Origin of the sequence: Pokkaliibacter plantistimulans, assembly GCF_003194385.1 — a bacterium.
Taxonomy (GTDB): domain Bacteria; phylum Pseudomonadota; class Gammaproteobacteria; order Pseudomonadales; family Balneatricaceae; genus Pokkaliibacter; species Pokkaliibacter plantistimulans.
In genome coordinates this window covers 17958-43587 of record NZ_LAPT01000042.1, presented here as the reverse complement: position 1 = coordinate 43587, position 25630 = coordinate 17958, and the positions used below count along the sequence as shown (strand labels likewise).

Below are 25630 nucleotides of genomic sequence, written 5' to 3'. Positions count from 1 at the left end.
AATAGTTGACCACTACAAACCGCAGCTGAATCGTGTACGACTAATCGGTGTACGGCGCCTCAGCTCAGTCTTGCTCGCTGTCCTGATATTGCGTCAGCACTTTTGAAGTGAAATAGCCCAGACATCGTGTCTGGGTTTTTAGTGAAATTTAATAGACGATCAGTCTATAACTTGTCGCCGCCCATTAGTCAGGGTGGCCCGCCAACCAAGGAGAACCTCAGATGTTCAAGGCACTGCTGATAAGCAAAGACGAACAGGGTTATCGCACCGAACTGACTCAGCTGGATGACCAGCAGCTACCGGCAGGGGACGTGACCGTGGCCGTCGACTATTCAACCCTGAATTACAAGGATGCACTGGCCATCGCGGGGACGTCGCCCATCGTGCGTAGCTTTCCAATGGTGCCGGGTATCGATCTGGTAGGGACGATAGAAAACAGCCACCATGCTGACTACAAGGTGGGGGATAAAGTACTGCTTAATGGCTGGGGAGTCGGTGAGAGTCATTGGGGTGGACTGGCGCAGAAAGCGCGCTTGCAGGGAGACTGGCTGATTCCGCTGCCCACTGCTTTTACTGCCGAGCAGACCATGGCTATTGGCACTGCTGGTTATACCGCCATGCTTTGTGTGCTGGCCATCGAGAAACACGGTATTACACCGTCGATGGGCTCTGTACTGGTCACCGGGGCTAATGGCGGAGTAGGCAGTTTTGCGCTGAGTATTCTGTCCAGGCTTGGTTATACCGTTACCGTATCCACTGGGCGTCCACAGGAGGCTGAGTATCTGAAGCAGCTGGGTGCGGCCGAGATCATCGAGCGCAGCAGCCTGTCTGAGCCGGGCCGACCTCTGGCCAAAGAACGCTGGGTGGCAGCAGTAGATTCGGTAGGTAGCCACACGCTGGCCAATGTCTGCGCTGCCACCGCGAATGAAGGCATCGTTGCCGCCTGTGGTCTGGCTCAGGGGATGGATTTTCCAGCCAGCGTGGCGCCGTTCATCCTGCGTGGTGTGACGCTGCGCGGTATCAACTGTGTGACCCGGCCCAAGTCTGACCGTATCGAAGCCTGGCAGCGACTGGGGGAGCTGATCGACCCGCAGCAACTGGCGTTGATTACCCAGACCATTGGTCTGGCCGAAGCGATACCTGCAGCCCGACAACTGCTGGATGGGCAGGTGCGTGGTCGTGTGGTGGTGGATGTAAACCGCTGAAGCGTGAGCGAATCAGCGCCTGACTTTCTATTTTTGCACCCATGACTCGCAGCCGGGCGTGACGGTGCTTTTCGTTATCTCGGGGCAGGGCTTTTCACTGCCTGCCCTTTTTCGTATCTCCTCTCTACATTGCTCCTTTCTGCATTACTTCTCTCTGATTAGTCGTGGGGGCGACCGTGCCTAGCTCCTTGCCTGTGTCTTCTTTAAGCTCTGTCCGTAATTTGCCGCAAAACTGTCACGTGCTCGTCATCCTCGGTGGTTACTTTGCTACTGAATGAGATCGATCTCATTTTGGTTGCTAAACGAGCAAGTGACTGAGCGGCAGCGTGTAATGACGGATTTGTTAAGTGTGGCGAAAAAAGCGGGCGTGTCCCGGGCGACGGCGGCGAGAGTATTTTCCCAGCCCGAACTGGTGCGTAAAACGACCCTGCAGCGCGTGCTGGCGGCGGCCGAGGAGCTGGCCTTTCGTCCCAATCGCCTGGCTCAGCAGTTGCGTACTCAGGCCACCCGCATTATCGGAGTGCTGCTGCCTGATCCCCGAAATCCGGTATTTGCCGAGCAACTGCTGGCGATGGAGCTGGCTGCCCGGCAGCAGGGGTATGCACTGCTGGTAACGACTACCGGCTATGACGCCAGTCAGGAACTGCAACTGGTGGAGGAGATGCTGTGCCAGCGCGTTGATGGTCTGGTGCTGACCGTAGCGGATGCGGAAAACAGCGAAGTGCTGGCTAAGCTGCAGCGAGAGTCCGTGCCCTATGTGCTGGTGTACAACCAGCCGACCGACCCGGATGTGCAGGCGATCAGTGTCGATAACCGGCTGGCCATGTACGACGCCGCACAGTATCTGCTGGCGCTGGGGCACCGGCAGATCGGTATGGTCGCAGGCCCGATGGCACAGTCTGACCGGGCCCGGCTTCGGTACGACGGTTATTGCGCCGCCTTGCGCGAGCACGGCATCACGCCCCGTCCGGTCATTGAGATGGCTTCCCACACCCGCGCCAGCTTCCCTTTGCTGCAATCGCATATGCAGGGCAATGAGGGGCTGACCGCCTTGCTGTGTTCCAACGATCTGCTGGCGCTGAGCCTGATCAGTGATCTGCAACGCCACGGCCATGCCGTGCCTGACGATATATCGGTGATTGGATTTGATGGCATCGAGCTGGGCGAACTGCTGTTCCCGTCGCTCTGTTCGGTGGTGCAACCGCGGGAGGCCATCGGCCGTGAAGCGGTTGCTGTGCTGCTGGCCATGATGAGGGGTGAGCAGCCTGATATTGGCAAACTGCCTCATCGATTGAGACCGGGTGAGAGTGCCGGGCCGCTGCAACGGCCCGACACCGATGCTCACCGCATCCGTACTCGCTAGTACCTGATAACAGAAAGCAGGAGACATTATGAAGAAGTCCACTTGGCTGCGCCAGTTCGCCGCCCCGATGCTACTGGCCACCCTGGGTATGATGGGCACCGCTCAGGCGGCTGACACCGCGATCTGCTACAACTGCCCGCCAGAATGGGCGGACTGGGGGACGCAGCTGCAGGCTATCAAGCAGGATTTGGGTATCAGCGTACCGCAGGACAACAAAAACTCCGGCCAGTCGCTGGCGCAGCTGGTGGCGGAGAAGAGTAATCCGGTTGCTGACGTGGTCTATTACGGGGTGACGTTCGGCATTCAGGCGCAAAAGGCTGATGTCGTCACGGCGTATCAGCCAGCCCATTGGGATGAGATTCCAGCAGGTCTGAAAGACCCGGCGGGACACTGGTTTGCCATCCACAGCGGTACGCTGGGGTTTGCGGTCAATGTCGATGCGCTGGGCGGCAAGCCCATTCCGCAGTCATGGGATGACCTGCTTAAGCCAGAGTACAAAGGCATGGTGGGTTATCTGGATCCGTCCAGCGCCTTCGTGGGTTACGTCGGTGCAGTGGCCGTCAATCAGGCCAAAGGCGGTAGCCTCGATGACTTCACGCCCGCTATCGAGTATTTCAAAAAGCTGGCAGTCAACGAGCCGATTGTGCCGAAGCAGACGGCCTATGCACGGATGATGTCCGGCGAAATCCCCATCCTGCTGGACTATGACTTCAACGCCTACCGCGCCAAATACAAAGACCACGCCAACGTTGCCTTCGTTATTCCTCAGGAAGGGACCGTGGTTGTGCCTTACGTCATGAGTTTGGTGAACAACGGCCCTCATAGTGCGGAAGGCAAGAAAGTGCTCGACTACGTGCTGTCTGACAAGGGGCAGGCGATCTGGGCCAATGCTTTCCTGCGTCCGGTACGTGCCAGCGCCATTTCTAAAGAAGCGCAGTCACACTTCCTGCCGGACAGTGATTATGCCCGTGCCAGCGCAGTGGACTACGGCCACATGGCGGATGTGCAGAAGGCATTCTCTGCGCGCTATCTGGCTGAGGTGCAGTAATGTCGCAGTCGTTACTGACGACAGGAGGGCAGCCCGCCAGCCGGGCGGCCCCTTCCGCGCAAGCACGGCGTCATCATGGTAAGTGGCTGGCACACTGGGCGCTGGCACCCGCGCTGGCTTTCTTTCTGGCGTTCTGGTTGCTGCCCTTTGTACAGCTGATGGTGATGGGCGCCGGTGCTGACAGTAGCAGCGGCGAGCCGGGTTACTGGGCCGTGCTGACTCACCGGCAATATCTGTTCAGCCTGCTGGTGACGGTGCTGCTGTCTTTGGCCGTCGCGGTGCTGGCAGTGGTGATCGCTGCCATCTGTGGCTGTTTTCTGGCACGTAATCATTTCTTCGGGCGCAGTCTGTTGCTGTCGATGCTGACCTTTCCGCTGGCCTTTCCCGGTGTCGTGGTTGGCTTTCTGGTGATCATGCTGGGGGGGCGCCAGGGGCTCTCAGCACAGCTTGGCCAGCTGCTGGCGAGCGAACGCTGGACCTTTGCCTATTCCCTCACCGGGTTGTTTATCGGTTATCTGTATTTCTCCATTCCGCGCGTGATCATGACGGTGATGGCGGCCTGCGAAAAGCTCGATACCAGTCTGGAAGAAGCGGCTCGCTCGCTGGGCGCCAACAGCTGGCGGGTGATTGCTGATGTGCTGATTCCCGGCATTCGCCCGGCGTTAATTTCAACCGGCGCCATCTGCTTCGCTACCAGCATGGGGGCTTTCGGTACGGCCTTTACGCTGGGCACCCGGATTAATGTGGTGCCGATGGCCATCTACGGCGAATTTACCAATTACGCCAACTTTGCCATGTCCGCGGCATTGTCTGTGCTGCTGGGCGCGGTGACCTGGCTGGCGCTGGCGATGGCGCGGCGATTATCGGCAGATGCCAGTCTCGGAGGGGCGTAAGCATGTCTACATCCTTGTCGGTACGCAGTGCTGGCGTTATGCACTGGCGCTTTGTCCTGCAGCTGATTTTTACGCTGGCCGTCTGCGCTTTCATGATTGTGCCAGTGCTGATGTCTGTGCTGGCCGGTCTGACCGAAAACTACCTTGTTGGGCTGAGTAGTGGCCTCACAACCCGCTGGATTGCTGAGGTGTGGGGGCTGTATGCCGACAGCATCTGGCTATCCATCTATCTGGCACTGGCCTGTCTGGGTTGTACCTTGCTGCTGGGCGTCCCGGCGGCCTACGGTCTGCTCAAGTGCCGCAAGCGCTGGGCTGCGATCATTGAAGAGTTACTGCTGATGCCGGTCGCCATCCCCGGGCTGGCGACGGCTCTGGCACTGTTGCTGGCCTATGGGCAGTTTCATGGTTTCCGTGGCAGCTGGCTGTTTATTCTGGTCGGCCATGTGCTGTTTACGCTGCCCTTCATGATTCGTCCGGTGCTGGCTGTCATGCAGGCCATTGATGTGGTGCGTCTGGAAGAGGCCGCCTCCAGTCTCGGGGCCGGCGCTATTCAGCGCTTCTTCACGGTCATCCTGCCCAATTGCACCAGCGGCATTCTGGCGGGTGCCCTGATGGTGATTACCCTGTCGGTGGGCGAGTTCAATATCACCTGGATGCTGCATACCCCGCTGACCAAGACCCTGCCGGTCGGGCTGGCGGACAGCTATGCCTCAATGCGGCTGGAAATTGGCTCGGCCTATACCCTGATCTTCCTGCTGATGATTCTGCCACTACTGACGCTGATCCAATGGTTTGGCCAGTGGGCTGCCCGGCGTGCCAGCCGAAGCGTGCAGTAATGTTGTTGAGTTTGAGTAAAGCCTTATGAAGTCGACATTTGCTACTTTGCCTCAGGTCGCTCATCGCGAACCTGTGCGTATTCGCCTGCGCCAGTGTGCCCGTACCTTTGCCGGGCGGCAGGGACAGCACACCGCACTGCATCCGCTGGATCTGGCTGTCGAGCCGGGGGAAACGCTGGTGCTGCTTGGCCCCTCCGGCTGTGGCAAGACCACCACGTTGCGCATTATCAGCGGCCTTGAGCAACCTGATGCCGGAGGGGAAGTGTGGTTTGGTGATGAACAGGTCACCCATCTGCCGATTGAGAAGCGCGATGTGGGCATGGTGTTTCAGAACTACGCGCTGTTCCCCAACATGAACGTCGCCGCCAACATCGGCTACGGTCTGAAGATTCGTGGTTATTCTGCTGAGGTGATACGTCAGCGTACCGGCGAAATGGTGGACATGGTCCATCTGCAGGGGCTGGAGCAGCGCGCTATTCATGAGCTGTCCGGCGGGCAGAAACAACGTGTGGCGCTGGCCCGTGCCATGGCGGTGCAGCCACGGGTGCTGCTGTTTGATGAGCCACTGGCGGCGCTGGATGCCAAACTGCGTGATCGCCTGCGGATTGATATCGGCCAGCTGTTGCGTCAGCTGGGTATTACCGCCGTCTACGTGACTCATGATCAGGCCGAAGCCATGGCGCTGGGGGATCGCATCGCGGTGATGGAGAAGGGGCGTATTGCCCAGCTGGGTACACCGCAGCAAATCTATCATCAGCCTGCAACGGCCTTTGTTGCGGACTTTATCGGCACGGTCAATCGCTTTGCCATCCTTGGGCGGGGGCAGGGAAGTTTGCAGGTGACGGGCGGGGGGTTGCCGTCTGACTATCAGGGCGACGCCTCCTTGCTGTATTGCCGCCCGGAAGATGTGCGGATTTGCACTGACGACGAGCCGGTGGCTGTGCGGGGCAGGGTGATCCAGCGTTTCTTCCTCGGCCAGAGCCAACGCCTGCTGGTTGATACCGGCGCAGCGGAGCCATTACAGGTCGACAGCAGCAGTCGGCAGCACTGGCAGGTCGGCGATGCGATCAGTCTGTCCGTCCCGGCGGATGCGCTGTTTGCCATCACTGGTAATCAGACACAGCCTCATGCCGGAGAGAAAGCAGAAAGTGCCGCAGGGAGTTCAACATGAGCCGTCAGTTTATCGTCGCCCAGATCAGCGATCTGCATATCAAGGCCGGTGGCAAGCTGTCTTACAAGCGGGTGGATACCTTGCGGGCCTTGCAACATGCCGTCACCCGCCTGAACAGCCTGTGTCCCAGACCGGATGTCGTGGTCATCACCGGTGATCTGGTGGATTTTGGCCGGGCGGAAGAGTACGCCACTCTGCGACAGGCCCTGCAACCGCTGCAGATGCCTTTCTACCTGATAGCGGGTAACCATGATGAACGTCAGGCGCTGCGTGCCGCCTTTCCCGAGCATGGCTATTTGCATCAGCAGGACAGGTTTTTGCAGTGGTTTATTGATGACTACCCGCTGCGCCTGATCGGGCTGGACTCCACTGTTCCCGGCCAGCCTCATGGCGAGCTGTGCCCGCAGCGGCTGGCGTGGCTGGAGAATACGCTGGCAGCCGCGCCCACTAAGCCCACGCTGGTGATGTTGCATCATCCGCCCTTTATCAGCGGTATCGGCCATATGGATGTGCAGCGTCTTTTCAACAGTGAGCAGCTGGCGACAGTGATCCGTCGCCATCCGCAGGTGGAGCGGGTGCTGTGCGGGCATCTGCATCGCAGCATTCAGCAGCGTTTTGCCGGTACACTGGTGTGCTGCTGCCCCGGCACCTCACATCAGGTGGCGCTGGATATTGATCCGCAGGCACCGTCGCGCTTTGTCATGGAGCCACCGGCTTATCTGCTGCACTGGTGGACAGAGGAGCAGGCGCTGATCACCCATACCGGCATGCTGGATGAGTATGAAGGCCCCTATCCGTTTTTTGATGCTCATGGGCTGATTGACTGAGGGAAACACTCAGACTGCGCGCTTTATCGCGGTGGATTGATCGAAGATTCCTGACCTGTTGGTTTGAATAAAAACTGTACTGCGCTATTCCGGCCTTTGTTGGCGAGCTGTAAAATGCCGAAACACTTTTTAATGGTTCGGTAGCGAGAGAATGGCGAAGTATCTACTCGTTGTTGCGGCGTTATGTGTCGTGCCTGTGGCCAACGCTGACATCTATTTCTGCATGGTCGATGGGGTCAAGACCTTCACCGATAAGGCCTGTGCTGACGGTGTGAAGCTGTCTGAGCCGGAGGACCAGCCTGCGCCCGACATGGCGTCGGCAGCAACGGGGCCTTCAGCGGGTAGCGCTCAGAATGATGCGGTCATTGAGCAGCTGAATGATCAGCTGGCCAACAATCCTCCTGCTGCGGGAGGGCTGCCTAATGCGTTCGAGGCGCAGGCTCAGCACATGAAGCGGCTGGCGGACAGTCATCGGGTAGAAAATGGCATGACGCCGTACTGGGTCGCCAGAGCCTGGGGTGAACCGACCAACAAGAGTACGCTGTCCACGGCGGACGACATTGTCGAAAACTGGCAGTGGGAAGATAGCAGCGGGGCGATCATTCACGAAGTCATGTTCATGAATGGCGTGCTGTTCTCCTTCCAGTAATAGTGCCTTTGCGGATGCCAGTGAGGCTCGCTGGCATCTGACCAGATGGCATCCACCTCTCCTTTATCTCCACTCTCGCCCCGCTGTTTTCGCCCTGTCTGGCTTTTCTCGCCAGATCATGAAAGCTTTCCCGGATCGGGAAAGGGTCATTGCCAATTCGGGGTGTGCACTTGTCAGCACAGCCGAAACGGAATAGATATTCCCCTCTGTATTTTTCATGGTGACCTTCGATGGCCCGCTCACCCCGTTCCGCTGCGGTAAGTAAACCGCTGCATTCCACTTCTGGCCGCGCCAGCGCGGTCTTTGTCTGGCTGTTTGTCGGCGCTTTGCTGGCACTGGTTGCCAGCGGACGGCTGCCGGTCTGGCTGGTGCTGTGCTATCTGCTGCAGAGTCTTGCCACCTTCATGGTGTATGCCTGGGATAAACGCGCTGCCCGTCGGCAGGCATGGCGCACTCAGGAAAGTACTCTGCATCTGCTGGCTTTGCTGGGCGGTTGGCCGGGCGCACTCTGTGCCCAGCGCTGGTTGCGGCATAAGTCCAGCAAGGGCTCATTTCAATGGGTCTTCTGGCTGACGGTGGTGGTCAATATGCTGGCCCTGCTACTGCTAAGCCGACACGGTTTTTTACCGGCCGAATGGGAACTGCTTATCCGCTGACAGACCATTCATGAGGGAGTTCAGCAGGAAAGGAGACTGACCTTGTGCATAAACGTGCAGGTTTTACAGGACTGACTAGACTTGCTGGGAATATGAATTTTCATACAGGAGAATCCCCATGTTGCTGAAAGGCTCATGCCATTGTGGTGCTGTGCATTTTGAAGTGGAGTCTCCTCATCCTTACCCCTTTAACCGCTGTTACTGTTCTGTGTGTCGCAAAACCGCAGGCAGCGGGGGGTATGCCATCAATCTGGGAGCACAGTCCGAATCACTGAAGGTGGAAGGGCGCGAACATATCACGGTCTACCATGCCATCATTGACGGCGAAATCAGCCCCGCAGAGCGACATTTTTGCAAGCACTGCGCCACCACATTGTGGGTATGGGATCCGCGCTGGCCGGAACTGGTGCATCCCTTTGCATCGGCCATCGATACCGAGCTGCCGATTCCCCCCGAGCGTACCCACCTGATGCTGGCCTATAAGCCGGAATGGGTCGAGGTGGATGTGCGTGGGCCTGATACCTGTGTCTATGGCTATCCCAAGGAAAGCATCGCCGAATGGCATGAACGCCTTGGGCTGGTTAGCTGAAGTCAGAGCGTGTTCACACTCAGCGGGGCCACGGCCACAAGATGTGGTAAAAGCCTTCGGAGTGCGAATGCATCCAAAATGCCGCCTTCTCTGCGCGTTTTGCTTTATCGGCTGCGTTAAAGCATGAGTTTGTTCATACAAGGAGGTTTCATGTCACGGAAATTACTCGTCAGCTCGCTGCTGACACTGGCGTATCTGTATCAATCCGCTGTTCATGCTTCTGCGCTGGCTAACGAGCTGCGTGCCAGGATGGCGACCCCTGCTGAAGAGGCAGCCGATAAGGCGCTGCTTGCTCCCGCAGGGAGCTATGTCGAGGCGCAAAGTGGCTATGTAGGTTATGTCGGTGGATTTGATACTGAAGCGGAACGCTGGTGTGTCAGTAAGAAGCACAAGGTGACGCCCATCGACGCGGGATTCGACATCGTCGAAGACGCTGACGAGCAGCAGGCAAAAGAGGAATTCAATGCCTACACCGCTCTCTATAACCGGCGGGTGCGCAGCATCCTGATCGCTAAAGGGCAATACCTCTGCGCTAATCCCTGATCTCTCCCGTATCCGACCTGAGTTGTCACCGGAACACATCAGCCATGGCCACTTCTTCCCGACCTAACGTGCTCTTTATCTCGGCGGATCAATGGCGGGCTGACTGCCTGTCTGCGGTTGGCCATCCACTGGTGAAAACCCCTCACCTTGATCAGCTGGCAACCGAGGGGACACTGTTTCGTAACCACTTCACTCAGGCGGCGCCCTGTGGCCCCAGTCGTGCCAGCTTGCTGACCGGCATGTATGCGATGAATCATCGCTCCATTCTTAACGGCACGCCGCTCGATAACCGCCACACCAATATCGCGCGGGAAGTACGCAAGGGTGGTTTTGATCCGATTCTGTATGGCTATACCGATACCAGTGTCGATCCGCGCACCGTGGCGGCGGGTGATCCGGCGTTGCGTGATTATGGCGGCTTACTGCCGGGGTTTCGTGAAGGCTTCAGGTATGACGATGAAATCTGCCTGCCCTGGATCAACCAGCTGCGCAGCAAGGGTTACACCCTGCCATGGCATCCGGCACAGACCTACTTTGCAGACCCTACGGCTGAGCTGCCAGCCGGGAAAGGGCACTGCTACGCGCCGACTCTGTACCGGGCTGAGGATTCGGATACGGCCTACACCGCTGATCGTATCCTCCAGCACATGCAGGCCCATCGCGGTCAGGGCTGGTTTATTCATGGTGTCTTCCTGCGGCCTCATCCTCCGCTGTATGCGCCAGAGCCTTTCAATCGCCTTTACGCGGCAGAGCAGGTGGCATTACCGCAGCGGGAATCGTCACTGGCGGAGGCCAAAGCCCAGCATCCCTTCCTTGATTACTGGCTCGATGTGCAGCAGCGACCGGGCTACTACTTTGGCCATCAGCACAACGTGGTGTCGTTGCCGGAGGCGGAACTCCAGCAGATGCGCGCCACGTACTATGGCCTGATTACCGAGGTCGACCTGCATCTGGGGCGACTGTTTGACTATCTGCGCGAAACCGGGGAATACGACAGCACCCTGATCATCTTTACCGTCGATCATGGTGAGCAGCTGGGGGATCACTATCTGTGGGGTAAGGGCGGTTATTTCGATGCCAGTTACCATATTCCGCTGATCATCCGGGCACCGGAATGCAGCGGCGCGCGGGGTAAGCAGCTATCAGCGCTTACCGAGGCGGTGGATCTGATGCCGACCATGCTGGACTGGCTCGGGCTGCCCATACCCGCCAGTTGTGATGGTGAGTCGCTGCTGCCCTGGTTGCACGGCGCTGACCCTGCACACTGGCGCAGTGAGGTGTTCTGGGAATACGATTTTCGTGACCCCCACACCCAGCAGGCCGAGCAGCGGCTGGGGCTGAACAGCAACGATTGCACCCTCGCGGTACTGCGCAGTGAACGCTACAAGTACGTCCACTTCACAGCGATGCCACCTCTGCTATTCGATCTGCTCGATGACCCTGGTGAATTTCATAACCTTGCCGATGACCCGCAGTATCTGCCTATCCTGCTGCAGATGGCGCAACGCATGCTATCGCGGCGCATGGCCAGAGCGGACCGGGTGCTGGCCAATACCCTGCTGACCCGTCAGGGTGTCATCAACCCACCGTGTTAACGGTGGGTTATTCACTGCATTTCCTTAATTCAATTCTATTGCTGGCAATTCCTGTGCTGTGGTTAAGGAATATTGCTGCTGGTAATTGCGGCTTTTGAATAAAGCCCCGATTTTGAATTGGAATAGGTGCTCTGTTTATATCGGTGTTTATATTTGTGTTTTGTGTTTCGTCTGTAAAAGGCTGCCATGCTGTGTGGAGCGCTGCAGGTGCATCATGCTTGTGCATAAGGCTGATTTATAGGCGGTTTTTGGTTCTGATCTGGTGCAAGGGGTGTGATCTGGAGAGTTCAGGTCGCAGGCGTTAAATTTCCCTTTTTATTGCAGGTTTATTTGTTTTGGCTCAATAGGTATATTCGGGCACCAATACCCAACGTATCTTTTTGATACAGCTAAACCATAACTTGCAGATATCTGCCCAGGGGATGGAATGTTTTTGCTGCGGCCTGTGCTCTATTTAATGAACCGTACGCGCTATGCGTACAAATTTCTGATCATTTTCCTGGTATTTATGCTGCCGTTCTGCTGGCTGTCCGTTGACAAGCTCAGCAGCCTGTACAAGGACATGCAAAACGCCCGCTCGGAGCAGGAAGGTCTGGGGGTCATCACCCGCTTGCTGGATGTGTTCGAAGCGTCACAGAAGCTGGCTGGCGCCAAAGTGGTTTCCATGGCGCGCAATGAAGAGGATGTCACCTCTGCCGTCAAAGACTACCAGCAGCGTTACGACGCCAGCGTGGCGCAATACAACAGCGCGGTGAATGGCAGCCGTTATGCAGGTCTGGCCATCGATAAGGACAGCAAAGGGACAGAGCAGGGTAGCAGCACCAGTGTTCCCGTCGATACCCTCTACGTCAGCAACTTCACCCAACCTGAGCATCTGCGAGAGATTATCAAGTCGGTGGCCAGCCGGGCGCACCTGAGCAAGGACGAAAACGACAGGCTGTATAACGATGTCGACTTCATGCTCAACTCGCTGATACCGGCCTATGTCACCCTGTCCAAAGCGCGTACCTACAACGCCTATATTGTCGCCTATGGTTTTCTTGAGTCAGCCTCCAAACCCGGCGTGTTCAATCTGGTCAATGAGCTGAAAGCGATCACCGAAGGCACGGCTGCCGATCAGCCGATGCAGCAGGCCATTATTGATTCCAGCAAGGCTATTCTGGGCCGCTTCCAGACGGCAGTAATCACCAAATATGCCACTGGCAGTTTCTCCTACGATGACAAGGCACCGGCCCAATGGCGGTCACATTTTGAGGGGTATGATCAGGCGACGGCGGCGCTGGAGAACGGCCGTCAGCAGTTGCTGGATGAAGTGTCCGGCATTCTTGATCAGCGCTTGCAGAATAAACGTGCGGCACTGATTGCCTGGTCTTCGATTCAGGTGGTGATGGTGCTGCTGATTGTCTATCTGTTCGCCGGTTTCTATGTGTCAGTGCATGGCGCCATCAAGACCATCCGCACCGGTACCCGTCGTGTGTCGGAAGGGGATCTGAGTCAGGACATCCGCACTGACGCCAGCGACGAGCTGGGTGAACTGTCGAACGACTTCAATCAGATGCAGATCAAGATGCGCTCCCTGATCACCGAAGTGGCCAACATTTCTGAATCGACCACCGTCAAAGCCACGACCGTGAACGAAAATGCGCAGTCCAGTAGCGAAAGCGTGGCGATGCAGACGGTCGAGCTGGACCAGATTGCCACCTCCATGAGTGAGCTGGTCGCCAGTGTTCACGAAGTCAGCCGCAACACCCATACCGCCTCGGGCAAAGCCAGTCAGATCGGTGCCGAGTGCGAGCAGGGGCTGGTGCAGGTCAATCAGGCGGTGGCCGGTATCAATCAGCTGTTTGGCCATATGGATGCTTCGCGCAACGCCATCTCTTCAGTGGAGCAGGAAAGCGGCAGCATTTCCAAGGTGCTGGATGTAATCAAGAGCGTCGCTGAGCAGACCAACCTGCTGGCCTTGAATGCCGCCATCGAAGCGGCTCGCGCCGGGGAGCAGGGCCGTGGCTTTGCGGTAGTTGCGGATGAAGTGCGCAGTCTGGCACAGCGCTCCCATGAGCTGACCGGTGAGATTGATACCATCATTGCCCGCCTGCAGCGTCAGGTCAGCAATGCGGTCAGCACCATTGAGACCAGCCATCGCAGCGCTTCGGCAACAGTGGAGGAGGTCGAGAAGACGGCGACGATCTTCCAGCAGATCACTTCCAATATGGAGTTCATCGTTGATCACAACACCCAGATCGCCTCGGCAGCCGAACAGCAGGCCAGTGTGGTGGAAGGCGTTGAGCAGAGTACGGTGGAAATCAAGAAAGCCAGTGAAGTAACGGCCGAGCAGGCCAGTAGTACCGCAACTCTGAGTACCGAAGTGGCACGTATGACCCGTGAGTTGCAGGGCATGATTGCCGCCTTCCGGGTCTGATCTATGGACTGACAGGAGAGCGCCCCGGTGGCGCTCTTTTTGTTTCTGCACTCTGATCAGCCTGCAGGGGCTGGAGAAATACTGACGGCTTTTGCCCCTATGGCGCCGTGGCTGCTGTTACAGCTGTCAATTACGGCACTTATGAACTGCAATTAAAGCTCATGCCCCACACAGGGGGAAACAGCATGAGTGCTGACAGATTCGGCTGGCATTCTGAACTCTGGGCGGCGCCCTGGTCGCGGGTGCTGCGCCGGGCTCTGATTGTCGGTGGCGTGATCTTCGCTGCCGCGCTGATCGGGATTCTGTCCCGTCCGGTTGGCTTTCTCGCCTCTATATGGCCTGCCAATGCCCTGCTGCTGGGGATGTTGCTGCGGACCCCCAGACTGACCAGTGGCTGGTGCTGGCTGGCGGCCTTTATAGCACTGGTGCTGGCCGACTTACTGACGGGCGGTAAATGGCTGATCACCCTGTGGTTGACTGCCGCCAATCTGGCCGGCGTCGCCATGGCTTGCTGGCTGTACAGCCATTTCCATAGTGTTGACCGCACTCTGCAAAGCCCGCTGGCGGTGCTGCACCTGTTTGTCTTCTGCTTCTGCGGTGCGCTGGCCAGTGCGCTGGTCGGCTGTGGTGCCAGTATCGTCTTGTTTGACCGCAACATCTGGGTCGGGCTGGCTTACTGGTTCAGTGCGGAAATGGTCAACTACATCACCATCCTGCCGGTCATCCTGACCTTTCCGCTTCGTCGTATTGCCCAGTGGTTTCAGCAAGCCTTTGCCATGCGCCGGGTTGAGCTGGACTGGTTGCGACTGGCGCCGTTGTTCAGTCTGGCATTGTCACTGGGGGTGATGATGGCGGTGGGTGGTTCCGGCGCCATTGCCCTGCCGGTCCCGGCATTGCTCTGGTGTGCCCTGAGTTACAGCCTGTTCTCCACCATGCTGGTGACGCTGATCTTCGCCACTATCATCAGCCTGGCACTGGCGAGAAATCTGTTGCCGGTGTTTGCTCACGCCAACTTTATTGATGACACCGTATCGCTGCGGCTGGGCCTGACCATGCTGGCACTGGGGCCGCTGACGGTGGCCTGTATCAATGCTGCCCGCAACAAGCTGGTGATACAGCTCGATCATGCGGTCAATCACGATTACCTGACTGATGCGCTGTCACGAGCGACGTTTGAACATCGCGCTGGCCATGCCCTGAAGGAGTGCATCGCAGCGGGCAAGCCTGTGGCGGTGCTGATGATGGATCTGGATCATTTCAAGTACATCAATGATCACTTTGGCCATCGCAGTGGCGATCTGGTGCTGATCGAGTTTGCCCGGCTGGTGGATGGCCAGTTACGCAAAGGCGATCTGTTCGGACGGTTGGGTGGCGAGGAGTTTGCAGTCATGTTGCCGGGGATCAGCCGTGAAGGGGCCTTGTCCGTTGCCGAGCGGCTGCGGTCCATGGTGGCGGCCCATCGCTTTGCCGGAGTGGATGGCAAACTGCTCAAAGCCACGGTCAGTATTGGCGTGGGGTATCTGCCTGCTAAACAGCGCATCGAGCGGGAACGTCTTCTGGTGCGGGCCGATGAGGCGCTTTATCTGGCCAAAAACCGTGGGCGCAATCAGGTGCAGATTCAGGATGTGCAGGTGCCAGCGGCGGCTAAAAGCTAAGAACGTGCTCTGAGCTGTTGCGATAAAACGCAGGCTGAGGGCAGGCTGAGGTAGAGCAGGGGTAGCGCTGTCCCTCCTTGCGCTGAACCGCCCTGCAACCCATAAATCGGTAAGTGCGGTTAAGCACTCTTCAGCTGCCAAGGCAGCGCTGCTCATTGAGGAAGTCGTGTTTGTGAAGGAAAACATACGTACCCGCCACAACGTCAAAAAACACCATACCGAACATCATCGCTCGCAACGTATCGGCTGGCTGCGTGCTGCCGTGCTGGGCGCGAACGATGGCATCGTTTCTACCGCCAGTCTGGTGATGGGCGTAGCGGCGGCTGAGGCCAGCACGCGCAGCATTTTGCTGGCCGGACTGGCAGGGCTGGTGGCCGGGGCGATGTCGATGGCTGCCGGAGAATACGTGTCGGTCAGCTCCCAGTCTGACACCGAGCAGGCCGACCTTGAGGTCGAGCGGCAGGAGTTGGAGGATGACCCGGAGCACGAGCTGATCGAGCTGACCAATATCTACGTTAAGCGGGGGCTGGAGCGGCCTCTGGCCAGACAGGTGGCAGAGCAGCTGATGACCCATGATGCGCTTGGCGCTCATGCCCGCGACGAGCTGGGGATTACCGAGACCGCGACTGCCCGGCCGGTGCAGGCGGCACTGACCTCGGCGCTGACCTTTTCGCTGGGGGCGGTGTTGCCGCTTCTGGTCGTGGCATTAGTGCCTGCCAGCGCATTGTTATGGAGCGTGGCGCTGGTAGCGCTGGTCTGCCTCGCCGTATCGGGCGCACTGGCTGCCAGAGCCGGTGGCGCACCGGTCGGGGTGGCAGCGTTTCGGGTGGCCTTCTGGGGCGCGCTGGCGATGGCGATGACCACCGCTGTAGGCGCGCTTTTTGGTGTTACGACGGGATAGGGAAAAAGGAGAAAGACACATGAGTGCAATACGTTTCCTGACCATCGGGCTGGCGGGTGTGATCGGCACGGCGGCATCACTGTGGGCACACGCGGATGATATGCCGGCAGATACCACCCGGCAGGACATGGTGCATCAGATGGGCCATGAAGTGATGCCCTTCAGTCTGGACAAGACCTCGCACATCTTTACCACCAATGATACGGGTGGCGTGCAGAAGGTGCTGGCGCAAAGTTCGGAGGATAAAGAACAGGTTGCCCTGATTCAGAATCACCTGCTGTATGAGTCGGTGCAGTTTCAGCAGGGGAATTTTGCTGATCCCACCCGCCTGCACGGTGAGGACATGCCGGGGTTAAAAACCATGGAGGAGGGCTCGACCCGCATCCGTATTCAGTACGAACGCCTGCCGGCCGGTGCACAGATTACATACAGCAGTGACGATCCCAAGCTGGTGGAGGCCATTCATGACTGGTTCAAGGCCCAGCTGGATGATCACGGTGCCGATGCTAAACCGCAGTAACCATGACAGCGTGCTTTGCTCCCGGTAAGACAGAGAGCAGTAAAACAGAGAGCAGATCACCGATATGACAAGGGAGGCGTTGAGCCTCCCTTGTCATCTGCGCTGGCAGTAGCGCTTTATCTGCACTGGCAGCAACTCACTGACGATGGCAGCGATTACGCTGCTGCTTCGTCGTCCTTGCGCTCCACCAGCGTCAGGATGGAATACAGCGCCACCGGCTCGTTGTGCTGGTTGGTGACTTCCACATCCCACACCACCACGCCTGTCGCGCGCTGTTCATCGGGGCGTTTGTCCTTGCGGATTTTCTGCTTGCAGGTGAGGCGGGCCTGAATGGTGTCGCCGATACCCACGGGGCTGACAAAACGCAGGTTTTCCATCCCGTAGTTGGCCAGTACTGGACCGGGGGACGGCTCGACAAACAGACCGGCCGCCGCCGAGATGACAAAGTAGCCATGGGCGACACGCTTGCCGAACAGCGAATCCTTTGCTGCCAGCTCATCGAAGTGAGCGTAGAAGTGATCACCGGACAGGCAGCCGAAGTTGACGATGTCGGCCTCGGTGACGGTGCGGCGATGGGTGATCAGCGTCTCGCCGATCTGCAGCTCATCGAAATAGCGGCGGAACGGATGCACCTGGGTTTTGATCTGCTCGGAACCGGGGTGGAACTCGTTGGTAATCGCGGTCAGGGTGGTGGGGCTGCCCTGAATGGCGGTGCGCTGCATGTAATGTTTGACTGCCCGCAGGCCGCCCAGCTCTTCACCACCACCGGCGCGGCCGGGGCCGCCATGGACCAGTGTCGGCAAGGGTGAGCCGTGGCCGGTCGATTCTCTGGCGCACTCGGTGTTCAGCACCAGCAGGCGACCGTGATAGGCCGCGGTGCCGAGGATGACCTTTCTGGCTTCCAGATTGTCAGCGGTCACCAGTGAGCCTGCCAGACTGCCGCGGCCCATTTTGGCGATGGCAATGGCCTGCTCGATATCGTCATAGGCCATCAGCGTCGATACCGGGCCGAAGGCTTCAACCGAGTGAGGGATGTCGGTCTGCAGCGGCTGGTCACAATACAGCAGGGTGCTGGGGAAGAATGCGCCGCTCTCGGCACTGGCCCCGGTCACTGCGAACTGGCGCTGACCACCGTAAATCACTTCTGCGGCGCCTTTGAGTTGCTCCAGTTTGGCCCAGACATCATCGACCTGATCACGGTTGACCAGCGGCCCCATACGCACCCCTTCGACGGCCGGGTCACCGAGGACCACCTTGGCCAGTCGTGCCTTGAGGGCTTCGGCCACAGCATCAGCACGCTGACGGGGAACAATAGCGCGGCGAATGGCGGTACATTTCTGGCCAGCCTTGACCGACATCTCGTTGGCAACTTCCTTGATGAACAGATCGAACTCGGCACTGCCGGGCTCTACGCCTGCACCGAGAATGCTGCAGTTGAGGGAATCCGCTTCCATGGTGAAGGGGATCGAGCGGGCAAGGATATTGGGATGGCTGCGCAGTTTCTGACCCGTGGCGGCAGAGCCGGTAAAGGTGACCACATCCTGTTCCATCAGATGATCCAGCAAGTCGCCGGTACTGCCGCACACCAGCTGGATGGCACCTTCGGGGAACAGCCCGGAAGCGATAATTTCCCGCACCATGGCTTCTGTCAGGTAGCAGGTGGCACTGGCCGGTTTGACGATAACCGGGACACCGGCAGCCAGACTCGGAGCGATCTTTTCCAGCATGCCCCAGCAGGGGAAGTTGAAGGCATTGATGTGTACCGCCACCCCTTCTTTCGGCACCAGAATATGGCGGCCCACAAAGGTGCCCTTGGCTGACAGGCGTTCGCTGTTACCTTCGACCACGAAGGTTTCATTGGGCAGCTCGCGACGTACCAGGCTGGAGTAGGTAAACAGCGTGCCGGCACCGCCTTCGATGTCGATCCAGCTGTCTACCCTGGTTGCACCGGTCAGCGCGGAGATGCGATAAAACTCATCTTTTTTGCTCATCAGATGCTGAGCCAGCGCCTTCAGGCGGTTGGCGCGATCGTGGAAGGTCAGCGCACGCAGTGCTGGCCCGCCTTTGCTGCGGCCATAATCGGCCACGGCTTTAAAATCGATCCCTTTGCTGGTGACGCTGCCAATCAGCTCACCGTTAACGGCATGGAACAGTTCCGCGCCGCTGTCCTGTCCTTCGACCCACTGGCCGCATACATAGCTTTTGATTTTCATGCTGCTGACTCTGTCTGCAGGGCCAAGCCGGGTGAGCAGCAGGCCCCTGAATTGTTCTTGTTGATGGGTAATGGTCGGGCGGTTGGCACCGTCATCAGGTGGTGCCTGAGTACGCCGCGATTACAGGGTGTCGAAGTCGAGGACGACCTTCTTGCTGACCGGGAAACACTGGCACGACAGCACGTAGCCTGCTTTGACTTCGTAGTCTTCCAGCGCGAAGTTGACGTCCATTTCCACCTCGCCTTCCACCACTTTGGCGCGGCAGGTCGAGCACACGCCTGCCTTGCAGGAGTAAGGCAGGTCGGCGCCGTGTTCGTTACCGGCATCGAGAATGCTGCGGGTATCACGGGCCAGACCGAAGTTGATCTGTCGGCCATCTGCGATAACGGTGACATCGCACAGCTCGGCGGCAATGGCTTCGCCGCTGTCGCGCTGGCGGCGGGTGGTGGCAGGCAGACCGGTGCCGAACAGTTCGTAGTGGATGCGGGCCTTGTCCAGATCGTGTTGCTGCAGTGCTTCACTGACCAGTTCGATCATCTGTTGCGGGCCACAGAGGAAGGCTGCGGTCAGATGCGGAACGTCCAGCCAGCGGTCGAACAGCGCCTTGCATTTGTCATGATCAAGACGGCCGTTGTAGAGGTCGATGTCCTGCTGTTCGCGGGTCATCAGGAACACCAGATTGAGGCGGCCCATGTAGCGGTTTTTCAGGTCGGCCAGCTGCTCGCGGAAAATAGTGCTGGAGGTCGAGCGGTTGGCATAGAACAGGGTAAAGGTGCTCTGCGGCTCGGTATCCAGCGTGGTTTTGATAATGCTGAGAATAGGGGTGATACCACTGCCTGCGGCAACGCCAAGATAGTGACCGACCCGCTCTGCATCCAGCTCGGTGCTGAAATGTCCGGCCGGTGGCATGGCTTCCAGTTGCAGCGGCTGGGCGCTGTGCAACAGGGCCTGCGCCTGATCGTTCAGCCAGTTGGAAAACAGACCACCGGCCACGCGTTTGACGGCAATACGCAATTCGCCGTCATGCACACCGGAGCAGATGGAGTAGGAGCGGCGTACTTCCTCATCGTTGATGCGGGTACGCAGCACCAAATGCTGGCCCTGACTGAAACGGAAGGTGTCCTGCAGCTCAGCCGGAATGGCGAAGGCGACAGACACTGCATCACGGGTTTCCTGGCGCACATCGGCCACATCAAGGGAATAGAAACGGCTCATGGTTACCTCGATCAATTTTGTTGTTATGCCAACTTCATGGGCCAGCAGGCCGTGCCAGACGGCGTGGCGGCTGCGTCAGGCGTTTCAGCTCAGATGCACGTGAATCAGATGCATTTGAAATAGTCGAATGGCTCGCGGCAGTCGTCGCAGCGGTACAGTGCCTTGCAGGCGGTGGAGCCAAATTCGCTGATCACGCTGGTATGCACCGAGCCGCAATGAGGGCAGTGCACTTCCGGCTCCTCACCCAGCAGAGTGCGCTTGCTGGCGCTGCCTGCCGGGGGCGCAATGCCGTAAGCGCGCAGCTTGTCGCGACCCGCCGGGCTGATCCAGTCGGTCGTCCAGGGCGGTGACAACTGCTCCTGCAGCTCAATCTGTTCAAGCCCTGCCTGCCATAACGCCATATGAATGGCGTCGGCGATGGCCTGCGTCGCGGGGCAACCGGAATAGGTCGGGGTCAGGGTGACCACCAGCCGGTCCTGCTGCCAGTTGAGCTGACGCACGATACCCAGCTCCACCACGCTGATCACCGGCACTTCCGGGTCTGGCACGGTATCCAGCAGTTGCCAGATGGCATCCAGCGCGGGGCGCTGTCCGTCTTCACGCAACAGAGTGCGTGGCCGGTCGCTGCTGATCAGGCCAAAGGCACTGGCGGCAACCGCGGCGGTGGTGTGCTGCATGGTCAGCTCTCCTCGAACGGTGTTGCTCTTACCAGGTCGCACCGGGGTAGGCGCGCGGCAGAAACTGCATTTCGGCCAGCAGGTAACCCAGCTGCTCGGTGTGCAGACCCTGGCGCCCGCCGATCTGCATATAGGCGTTCTCATCCGGGCAGGTGAGGGTCGCCTCCTGCAGCGTGGCCTGCACATAGCCCAGCCACTGTTGCTGCAGCGGTGCGCTGGCAGGCACGATGCCTGCTTCCACCAGCAGCGGGTCGGTACTGGTGGCGGTAAACATTTCGCCGGTGTAGGTCCAGATATCGTCGATGGCGTCCTGCATTTTCTGATGGCTGACGGCGGTGCCGTCGCCCAGACGTTTGATCCAGGCGGTAGAACGACGCAGGTGATAGGTCACTTCCTTCAGCCCTTTGCGGGCGATGGCCTGCACCTGTGCATCCGTCGATTGACACAGGGCGGTCAGCAGATGGAAATGCCAGGCATCGAAGAAAAACTGGCGGGCCATGGTGTCGGCAAAGTTGCCGTTGGCCTGCTCGGTAATCAGCAGATTGCGGTATTCGCGTTCATCACGCAGAAACGCCAGCTGGTCGGCGTCGCGGCCCTGATCTTCCAGCTCGGCGGCATAGCTCAGCCAGCTGCGTGCCTGACCCAGCAGGTCGAGGCCGACGTTGGCCATCGCCACTTCTTCTTCCAGTGCGGGAGCATGGCCTACCCATTCACACAGACGCTGAGACATCACGGTATCGCTGTCGCCCAGGTGCAGCAGGTAGTCCACCAGTGCCTGACGGCAGGCGCTATTCAGTTGTGCAGTCATGCCTGCTTCCTCACATATGGTCCAGTTCTTTGGGCAACACATAGAAGGTGGCGTGGCGATAGACCTTGTCATCCGACGGATCAAACAGCGGGTCTTTGTCGTCCGGTGAGGAGGCGGTGATCTGCGCAGAAGGCACCACCCAGAGGCTGACGCCTTCGCTGCGGCGGGTGTACAGATCACGGGCGTTTTCCAGCGCCATGGCGGCGTCGGCGGCGTGGACGCTGCCCACATGCTTGTGGTTCAGGCCGTGCTTACTGCGTACGAAGACTTCAAAAAGGGTCCAGTCAGACATCGTGCTTACCTCAGAATCTCATCAAACGGCCGATCAGGCGGCGTGTTGTTTTTGTTGCTGTTTGCTGGCGTAGGCCGTGGCGGCTTCACGTACCCAGTCGCCGTTATCGATGGCTTCGCGACGGGTGCGCAGACGCTCGCGGTTGCAGGGGCCATTGCCTTTCAGCACGTCGTAGAACTCGCTCCAGTCGATCTCGCCGAAGTCATAGTGGCCGCGTTCTTCGTTCCACTTCAGGTCGGGGTCCGGTGCGGTGCAGCCGAGCAGCTCCAGCTGCGGAATGGTCTGATCGATAAAGCGCTGGCGCAGGTCATCGTTGGACATGCGTTTGATCTTCCACGCCATGGACTGGGCAGAGTTGGGGGAGTCGGTATCGGTCGGGCCGAACATCATCAGCGCAGGCCACCAGAAGCGGTTGATGGAGTCCTGCACCATGGCTTTTTGCTCGTCGTTGCCTTCGCGCATCATGGTCAGCAGGATTTCGTAGCCCTGGCGCTGGTGGAAGCTTTCTTCCTTGCAGATACGAATCATGGCGCGGGAGTAGGGGCCGTAGGAGGTGCGTTGCAGCACCACCTGATTGACGATGGCGGCGCCGTCCACCAGCCAGCCGATGGTGCCCATGTCGGCCCAGCTGCGGGTGGGGTAATTGAAGATAGAGGAGTATTTCACTTCGCCACGATGGAGTTTGGCGACCTCTTCGTCACGGTCAGCGCCCAGGGTTTCCATGGCGCTGTACAGGTACAGGCCGTGTCCGGCTTCGTCCTGAATCTTGGCCAGCAGCTGCAGCTTACGTTTGAAGCTGGGGGCGCGGGTCAGCCAGTTCTTCTCCGGCAGCATGCCGACGATCTCGGAATGCGCATGCTGCGAGATCTGGCGAATCAGGGTGCGGCGATAGGCTTCGGGCATCCAGTTCTTCGCTTCGATCTTGATCTCGGCATCAATCTTCTCCTGAAAGTGCCGCTCCTCGGGCGACATCTCATCCAGATTGCGAACCCGCTTCACCCCGGTCTCTACGAGTTGAGCATACATGCTGTGGCTCCTCTTGTTCTTGTCTGTTGAGCACAAAATGTGCTGTATGGAAGCGATTATATGATACATAAAAATGATGTCTACAGTTTTTGTGTGTATCACAATTAAGATAAGAGTTGAGTGCTGAATTTTTCATGATCTTATAGGGCGTGACGTTGGTTCTCTGTGCTGATCATCGTCTTTTGTGATTTGTAAAAGACGTTCTGTGGTAATTATGCGTGTCATTTTTAAGATGACTGCCAGCAAGGCAGTGTAAGCGGGGAGAGCAGAGGCAGTGAGGTACAGAGAAGTTGCTGCGGTGTTGTGAGGAGTGCATTCAGATGCCCACATGCGGGTTGCTCTGCGAAGGCGATGCTCATACCCTTTTAGCTGCTTGAATGGCGTGCAGGATTGCAAGAAGTGCCGCTCGATGTGCAGGCACCGCAACAGGGAAGGGCTGGTTTATTTTCTGCTCCGCGGGTCTGCTCTGTCAGGCCGCCAAAGCGCTGAAGTCCCCCTTCAAATCCTATGATCGTGAATTGCAGCAGATGTTGGGGAATTAATGATGCATATATTATTGTCCTTCCTTTTTTCTCTGTTTGTAGCTACGAATTCATACGCTGACCAGCCCTCTCCATTGCTTGACGCTTTTAATAAATTTTCGCTCGAAGTAAACGAAAGCAATGCATTTGAAAAAGGCCCCTCATTTTTTACAAAGGAATTTATAAAAGAGGCTCAGTTCTCTAAAGATCCTGATGTAAATGAAAAGTCTCTGCTTCGTGCATATACCATGCATGAGATGGTGAAAAAGCGGGAAAATTCTTTTGAAATGCAAGAGAAAGGGAGTGCTCTGGGATGCCTCACAATTAATGGCTATAACAGTACTGATGAGCCTCTATCGATATTTATTCTGTATAAAAATAGCGAATCACATTGGCTTGTAAGTCAGGTTCATGTCGAGTTTTTAAATGAGGGTGATGCGTTTACAGACCATGCTCAGTGCCCGCAAGAAGTGATGTAAAATGTAGCTAAGGTAAAAGGGGGTCACCCCTTTTACTTTGCGATTTAACAAGTACCCATATGATATTTGAGCTATCAATCTCCCTGATAGTGTCCTGAAAAGTTCGATTTCCTATAGAAAAGTCAGTCCCTAAAGTGAGAAGTATTATGTGGCGTTATGCTCTGATGGGGCTGGTTTTTGGCTTGGCGGCTGTCTGGTATTTCGGGCACCCTACAGAGCCAGCCAGTTATATTGCTGTCGAATATGAAGCACCGTCTGGTGCGTCTCAGTTGCAAGATATAGAAGTGACTGCCGGGCCAGACAGACGGCATCTGTCTGACCTTCAGCCAGGTGAAATTGCCGAAACCAAGGTGTATCCGCTTAAGGGTGGCCATGAAATAGGTATTGGCTTCAGCGGTAAGCTACAGCCGGAAAATGCTGGAGGCTGGGTGATCGAGAACCCCTATGAAAGTGGCGTTCCGTTCCGCCTTCTCGTGAAGATTAATGAGAAGGGTGAAATTTTGTCCAAGCAGTTCTGCAAACTACCCTGTTCACTTAAGTAACCAGCAGTTGATGGGTGGATAACCCCAATCCACCCAAGTTGAAAAGTTACCACGCAAGCATCTAACTCCAAGATATAAAAGCGTTTAATGTCACTCCCACCAAGATAGGCTGGACGTTGCTTACTAGAGAATAGGGCGAAAAGTCTTATCCAATACAGATAGGCGTCAATGGTCCGCTTACTGTATCGGTGTACTATCAGGCAGTTTTGGGCGGATGTGAGAAAAGGAGGCTTCATCATGTTGAGCATTTCATCCTTGAAAAATCTGGAAGAAGGTATACCTTTTTGATGGTCTGTTGACGATAAAACTACCTTTTAGTGACTTGTGTTAGTGTTGGCTAATTTGTTTTTTCTTTTAAGATCAGAAACTTACGTGGCTGTTTTTTTAGGATAAGGTTTATTAAAAGGTATACCTTTTAATAATTGTTATGAGGTCGAAGACCTTATTAACATACTGTTAGTTTTCAGGATAAGCCCGTGACTATATCTAATAAAGAAAGGCTCGATGGGCTGCTAGAAGAATATAAGGCGCAGCCTGTCGGAGACGGTTACATCGACATAATTGTGTCGAGAGAAAACTATCGCTCTTTCGCGAAAGCAATTATTGAAAGTGGATTTCTCATCGAAGCCATTAGTTGGTGGGAGTATCTTGAAAGCATTGATGCCCCGAGCACTTATGGTATGGGTGGGCCTCGCAGCAGGTTTTATCCAGGCTGGTTTGCTGAAACTTGTACTGATGTAGATGACGTGCCGCATTCAAACAACGCTTTGGCCGCGGTCGTCGAAATAGTCGAGGGCAAAGTTCTTGGTGAGTTTGGCGGGGAACAAGTCAGTTTTAAAGAAACGAAATCGCTGACACCTGCATTTTGGCTAAAAGTCGATGAAAACTGGAAAAGTAGGCAGTAGCAAATGAAAACTAACAAGCGCATGTTGTCGGACTGGTTTTCCGCTGCGCTCCAAACCAGCCACAAATGCGGGCGTTATGCAA

General features: G+C 57.2%; 26 protein-coding genes. 19 read left to right on the top strand and 7 right to left on the bottom strand.

Translation table 11 applies throughout. The features are described 5' to 3' along the window. Positions 1-221: 221 nt before the first annotated feature. The 16 genes from acuI to WH50_RS10130 all read left to right on the top strand — a co-directional run bounded on the left by acuI (position 222) and on the right by WH50_RS10130 (position 16870). Entirely contained in the window at positions 222-1205 is a 984-nt protein-coding gene (gene acuI, locus WH50_RS10205; RefSeq protein ID WP_110187200.1) for an acrylyl-CoA reductase (NADPH), read from the top strand. 331 nt (positions 1206-1536) lie between these two features. Next, positions 1537-2568, top strand: a complete 1032-nt coding sequence (locus WH50_RS10200; protein WP_110187199.1) for a substrate-binding domain-containing protein — start codon at positions 1537-1539, stop codon at positions 2566-2568. A gap of 28 nt (positions 2569-2596) precedes the next feature. After that, a complete protein-coding gene (locus WH50_RS10195) occupies positions 2597-3616 on the top strand; it encodes an ABC transporter substrate-binding protein (protein ID WP_110187198.1) in 1020 nt (339 codons plus the stop codon). Then, positions 3616-4509 carry an ABC transporter permease gene (locus tag WH50_RS10190; protein WP_110187197.1) on the top strand — a complete coding sequence of 298 codons (894 nt, stop codon included), beginning with the start codon at positions 3616-3618 and terminating at the stop codon, positions 4507-4509. Before WH50_RS10195 ends, WH50_RS10190 begins: the two co-directional genes overlap by 1 nt. A 2-nt stretch (positions 4510-4511) precedes the next feature. Then, positions 4512-5345, top strand: coding sequence for an ABC transporter permease (locus WH50_RS10185; RefSeq protein WP_243410064.1), 834 nt, complete (start codon positions 4512-4514; stop codon positions 5343-5345). A gap of 25 nt (positions 5346-5370) precedes the next feature. After that, entirely contained in the window at positions 5371-6516 is a 1146-nt protein-coding gene (locus tag WH50_RS10180) for an ABC transporter ATP-binding protein (RefSeq protein WP_110187196.1), read from the top strand. After that, on the top strand, positions 6513-7343 hold the full coding sequence (locus WH50_RS10175) for a phosphodiesterase (RefSeq protein WP_110187195.1): 831 nt from the start codon (positions 6513-6515) through the stop codon (positions 7341-7343). Before WH50_RS10180 ends, WH50_RS10175 begins: the two co-directional genes overlap by 4 nt. A gap of 151 nt (positions 7344-7494) precedes the next feature. Beyond that, on the top strand, positions 7495-7992 hold the full coding sequence (locus WH50_RS10170; RefSeq protein ID WP_133251296.1) for a DUF4124 domain-containing protein: 498 nt from the start codon (positions 7495-7497) through the stop codon (positions 7990-7992). Between the two features lie 230 nt (positions 7993-8222). Then, positions 8223-8648 (top strand): DUF1294 domain-containing protein, encoded by a 426-nt coding sequence (locus tag WH50_RS10165; RefSeq protein WP_110187193.1) that lies wholly within the window; start codon positions 8223-8225, stop codon positions 8646-8648. Positions 8649-8766: 118 nt separating this feature from the next. Further along, positions 8767-9237: a GFA family protein gene (locus WH50_RS10160; protein WP_110187192.1), complete on the top strand. Its 471-nt coding sequence runs from the start codon at positions 8767-8769 to the stop codon at positions 9235-9237. A 150-nt stretch (positions 9238-9387) separates the two neighbouring features. Continuing rightward, a complete protein-coding gene (locus tag WH50_RS10155) occupies positions 9388-9780 on the top strand; it encodes a hypothetical protein (protein ID WP_110187191.1) in 393 nt (130 codons plus the stop codon). Between the two features lie 44 nt (positions 9781-9824). After that, a complete protein-coding gene (locus tag WH50_RS10150; RefSeq protein WP_110187190.1) occupies positions 9825-11375 on the top strand; it encodes an alkaline phosphatase family protein in 1551 nt (516 codons plus the stop codon). Between the two features lie 427 nt (positions 11376-11802). Next, positions 11803-13794 (top strand): methyl-accepting chemotaxis protein, encoded by a 1992-nt coding sequence (locus WH50_RS10145; protein WP_110187189.1) that lies wholly within the window; start codon positions 11803-11805, stop codon positions 13792-13794. A gap of 185 nt (positions 13795-13979) precedes the next feature. Beyond that, the gene (locus WH50_RS10140) at positions 13980-15449 is read left to right on the top strand and encodes a GGDEF domain-containing protein (RefSeq protein ID WP_165838379.1); all 1470 of its coding nucleotides are present in this window, start codon (positions 13980-13982) and stop codon (positions 15447-15449) included. A 172-nt stretch (positions 15450-15621) separates the two neighbouring features. Next, positions 15622-16350, top strand: coding sequence for a VIT1/CCC1 transporter family protein (locus WH50_RS10135; protein ID WP_243410062.1), 729 nt, complete (start codon positions 15622-15624; stop codon positions 16348-16350). A gap of 19 nt (positions 16351-16369) precedes the next feature. After that, the gene (locus WH50_RS10130) at positions 16370-16870 is read left to right on the top strand and encodes a hypothetical protein (protein ID WP_207780251.1); all 501 of its coding nucleotides are present in this window, start codon (positions 16370-16372) and stop codon (positions 16868-16870) included. A gap of 155 nt (positions 16871-17025) precedes the next feature. Here the strand turns inward: WH50_RS10130 and paaZ are convergent, their stop codons facing one another. The 6 genes from paaZ to paaA all read right to left on the bottom strand — a co-directional run bounded on the left by paaZ (position 17026) and on the right by paaA (position 23101). After that, the gene (gene paaZ / locus WH50_RS10125) at positions 17026-19083 is read right to left on the bottom strand and encodes a phenylacetic acid degradation bifunctional protein PaaZ (RefSeq protein ID WP_110187187.1); all 2058 of its coding nucleotides are present in this window, start codon (positions 19081-19083) and stop codon (positions 17026-17028) included. 120 nt (positions 19084-19203) lie between these two features. Beyond that, entirely contained in the window at positions 19204-20298 is a 1095-nt protein-coding gene (paaE, locus tag WH50_RS10120) for a 1,2-phenylacetyl-CoA epoxidase subunit PaaE (RefSeq protein ID WP_110187186.1), read from the bottom strand. Positions 20299-20402: 104 nt separating this feature from the next. After that, positions 20403-20975: a 1,2-phenylacetyl-CoA epoxidase subunit PaaD gene (paaD, locus tag WH50_RS10115; protein WP_110187185.1), complete on the bottom strand. Its 573-nt coding sequence runs from the start codon at positions 20973-20975 to the stop codon at positions 20403-20405. Between the two features lie 28 nt (positions 20976-21003). Beyond that, the gene (gene paaC, locus WH50_RS10110) at positions 21004-21783 is read right to left on the bottom strand and encodes a 1,2-phenylacetyl-CoA epoxidase subunit PaaC (RefSeq protein ID WP_110187184.1); all 780 of its coding nucleotides are present in this window, start codon (positions 21781-21783) and stop codon (positions 21004-21006) included. A gap of 10 nt (positions 21784-21793) precedes the next feature. After that, entirely contained in the window at positions 21794-22075 is a 282-nt protein-coding gene (gene paaB / locus WH50_RS10105) for a 1,2-phenylacetyl-CoA epoxidase subunit PaaB (RefSeq protein WP_104155204.1), read from the bottom strand. A gap of 33 nt (positions 22076-22108) precedes the next feature. Then, positions 22109-23101, bottom strand: a complete 993-nt coding sequence (gene paaA, locus WH50_RS10100) for a 1,2-phenylacetyl-CoA epoxidase subunit PaaA (protein WP_110187183.1) — start codon at positions 23099-23101, stop codon at positions 22109-22111. 541 nt (positions 23102-23642) lie between these two features. On the opposite strand from paaA, the gene WH50_RS10095 reads away from it, so the two are divergent. Together WH50_RS10095 and WH50_RS26325 are read left to right on the top strand one after the other, a co-directional pair. Continuing rightward, complete coding sequence (locus tag WH50_RS10095) at positions 23643-24101, top strand: hypothetical protein (RefSeq protein ID WP_110187182.1); 459 nt, start codon at positions 23643-23645, stop codon at positions 24099-24101. Between the two features lie 146 nt (positions 24102-24247). Continuing rightward, positions 24248-24643: a hypothetical protein gene (locus tag WH50_RS26325; RefSeq protein ID WP_165838376.1), complete on the top strand. Its 396-nt coding sequence runs from the start codon at positions 24248-24250 to the stop codon at positions 24641-24643. On the opposite strand, the gene WH50_RS27260 is transcribed toward WH50_RS26325, so the two are convergent. Then, positions 24544-24879: a phage integrase N-terminal SAM-like domain-containing protein gene (locus WH50_RS27260; protein ID WP_423808464.1), complete on the bottom strand. Its 336-nt coding sequence runs from the start codon at positions 24877-24879 to the stop codon at positions 24544-24546. The genes WH50_RS26325 and WH50_RS27260 overlap by 100 nt on opposite strands. A gap of 240 nt (positions 24880-25119) precedes the next feature. Between WH50_RS27260 and WH50_RS10085 the strand changes: the two genes are divergently transcribed. Then, on the top strand, positions 25120-25548 hold the full coding sequence (locus tag WH50_RS10085) for a hypothetical protein (protein WP_110187180.1): 429 nt from the start codon (positions 25120-25122) through the stop codon (positions 25546-25548). Positions 25549-25630: the final 82 nt, after the last annotated feature.

Excerpts from the sequence above, each read along its gene's own strand:
- acuI (WP_110187200.1), top strand. The coding sequence starts at position 222 with ATGTTCAAGGCACTGCTGATAAGCAAAGACGAACAGGGTTATCGCACC.
- WH50_RS10200 (WP_110187199.1), top strand. The coding sequence starts at position 1,537 with ATGACGGATTTGTTAAGTGTGGCGAAAAAAGCGGGCGTGTCCCGGGCG.
- WH50_RS10195 (WP_110187198.1), top strand. The coding sequence starts at position 2,597 with ATGAAGAAGTCCACTTGGCTGCGCCAGTTCGCCGCCCCGATGCTACTG.
- WH50_RS10190 (WP_110187197.1), top strand. The coding sequence starts at position 3,616 with ATGTCGCAGTCGTTACTGACGACAGGAGGGCAGCCCGCCAGCCGGGCG.
- WH50_RS10185 (WP_243410064.1), top strand. The coding sequence starts at position 4,512 with ATGTCTACATCCTTGTCGGTACGCAGTGCTGGCGTTATGCACTGGCGC.
- WH50_RS10180 (WP_110187196.1), top strand. The coding sequence starts at position 5,371 with ATGAAGTCGACATTTGCTACTTTGCCTCAGGTCGCTCATCGCGAACCT.
- WH50_RS10175 (WP_110187195.1), top strand. The coding sequence starts at position 6,513 with ATGAGCCGTCAGTTTATCGTCGCCCAGATCAGCGATCTGCATATCAAG.
- WH50_RS10170 (WP_133251296.1), top strand. The coding sequence starts at position 7,495 with ATGGCGAAGTATCTACTCGTTGTTGCGGCGTTATGTGTCGTGCCTGTG.
- WH50_RS10165 (WP_110187193.1), top strand. The coding sequence starts at position 8,223 with ATGGCCCGCTCACCCCGTTCCGCTGCGGTAAGTAAACCGCTGCATTCC.
- WH50_RS10160 (WP_110187192.1), top strand. The coding sequence starts at position 8,767 with ATGTTGCTGAAAGGCTCATGCCATTGTGGTGCTGTGCATTTTGAAGTG.
- WH50_RS10155 (WP_110187191.1), top strand. The coding sequence starts at position 9,388 with ATGTCACGGAAATTACTCGTCAGCTCGCTGCTGACACTGGCGTATCTG.
- WH50_RS10150 (WP_110187190.1), top strand. The coding sequence starts at position 9,825 with ATGGCCACTTCTTCCCGACCTAACGTGCTCTTTATCTCGGCGGATCAA.
- WH50_RS10145 (WP_110187189.1), top strand. The coding sequence starts at position 11,803 with ATGTTTTTGCTGCGGCCTGTGCTCTATTTAATGAACCGTACGCGCTAT.
- WH50_RS10140 (WP_165838379.1), top strand. The coding sequence starts at position 13,980 with ATGAGTGCTGACAGATTCGGCTGGCATTCTGAACTCTGGGCGGCGCCC.
- WH50_RS10130 (WP_207780251.1), top strand. The coding sequence starts at position 16,370 with ATGAGTGCAATACGTTTCCTGACCATCGGGCTGGCGGGTGTGATCGGC.
- paaZ (WP_110187187.1), bottom strand. The coding sequence starts at position 19,083 with ATGAAAATCAAAAGCTATGTATGCGGCCAGTGGGTCGAAGGACAGGAC.
- paaE (WP_110187186.1), bottom strand. The coding sequence starts at position 20,298 with ATGAGCCGTTTCTATTCCCTTGATGTGGCCGATGTGCGCCAGGAAACC.
- paaD (WP_110187185.1), bottom strand. The coding sequence starts at position 20,975 with ATGCAGCACACCACCGCCGCGGTTGCCGCCAGTGCCTTTGGCCTGATC.
- paaC (WP_110187184.1), bottom strand. The coding sequence starts at position 21,783 with ATGACTGCACAACTGAATAGCGCCTGCCGTCAGGCACTGGTGGACTAC.
- paaB (WP_104155204.1), bottom strand. The coding sequence starts at position 22,075 with ATGTCTGACTGGACCCTTTTTGAAGTCTTCGTACGCAGTAAGCACGGC.
- paaA (WP_110187183.1), bottom strand. The coding sequence starts at position 23,101 with ATGTATGCTCAACTCGTAGAGACCGGGGTGAAGCGGGTTCGCAATCTG.
- WH50_RS10095 (WP_110187182.1), top strand. The coding sequence starts at position 23,643 with ATGATGCATATATTATTGTCCTTCCTTTTTTCTCTGTTTGTAGCTACG.
- WH50_RS26325 (WP_165838376.1), top strand. The coding sequence starts at position 24,248 with ATGTGGCGTTATGCTCTGATGGGGCTGGTTTTTGGCTTGGCGGCTGTC.
- WH50_RS27260 (WP_423808464.1), bottom strand. The coding sequence starts at position 24,879 with ATGAAGCCTCCTTTTCTCACATCCGCCCAAAACTGCCTGATAGTACAC.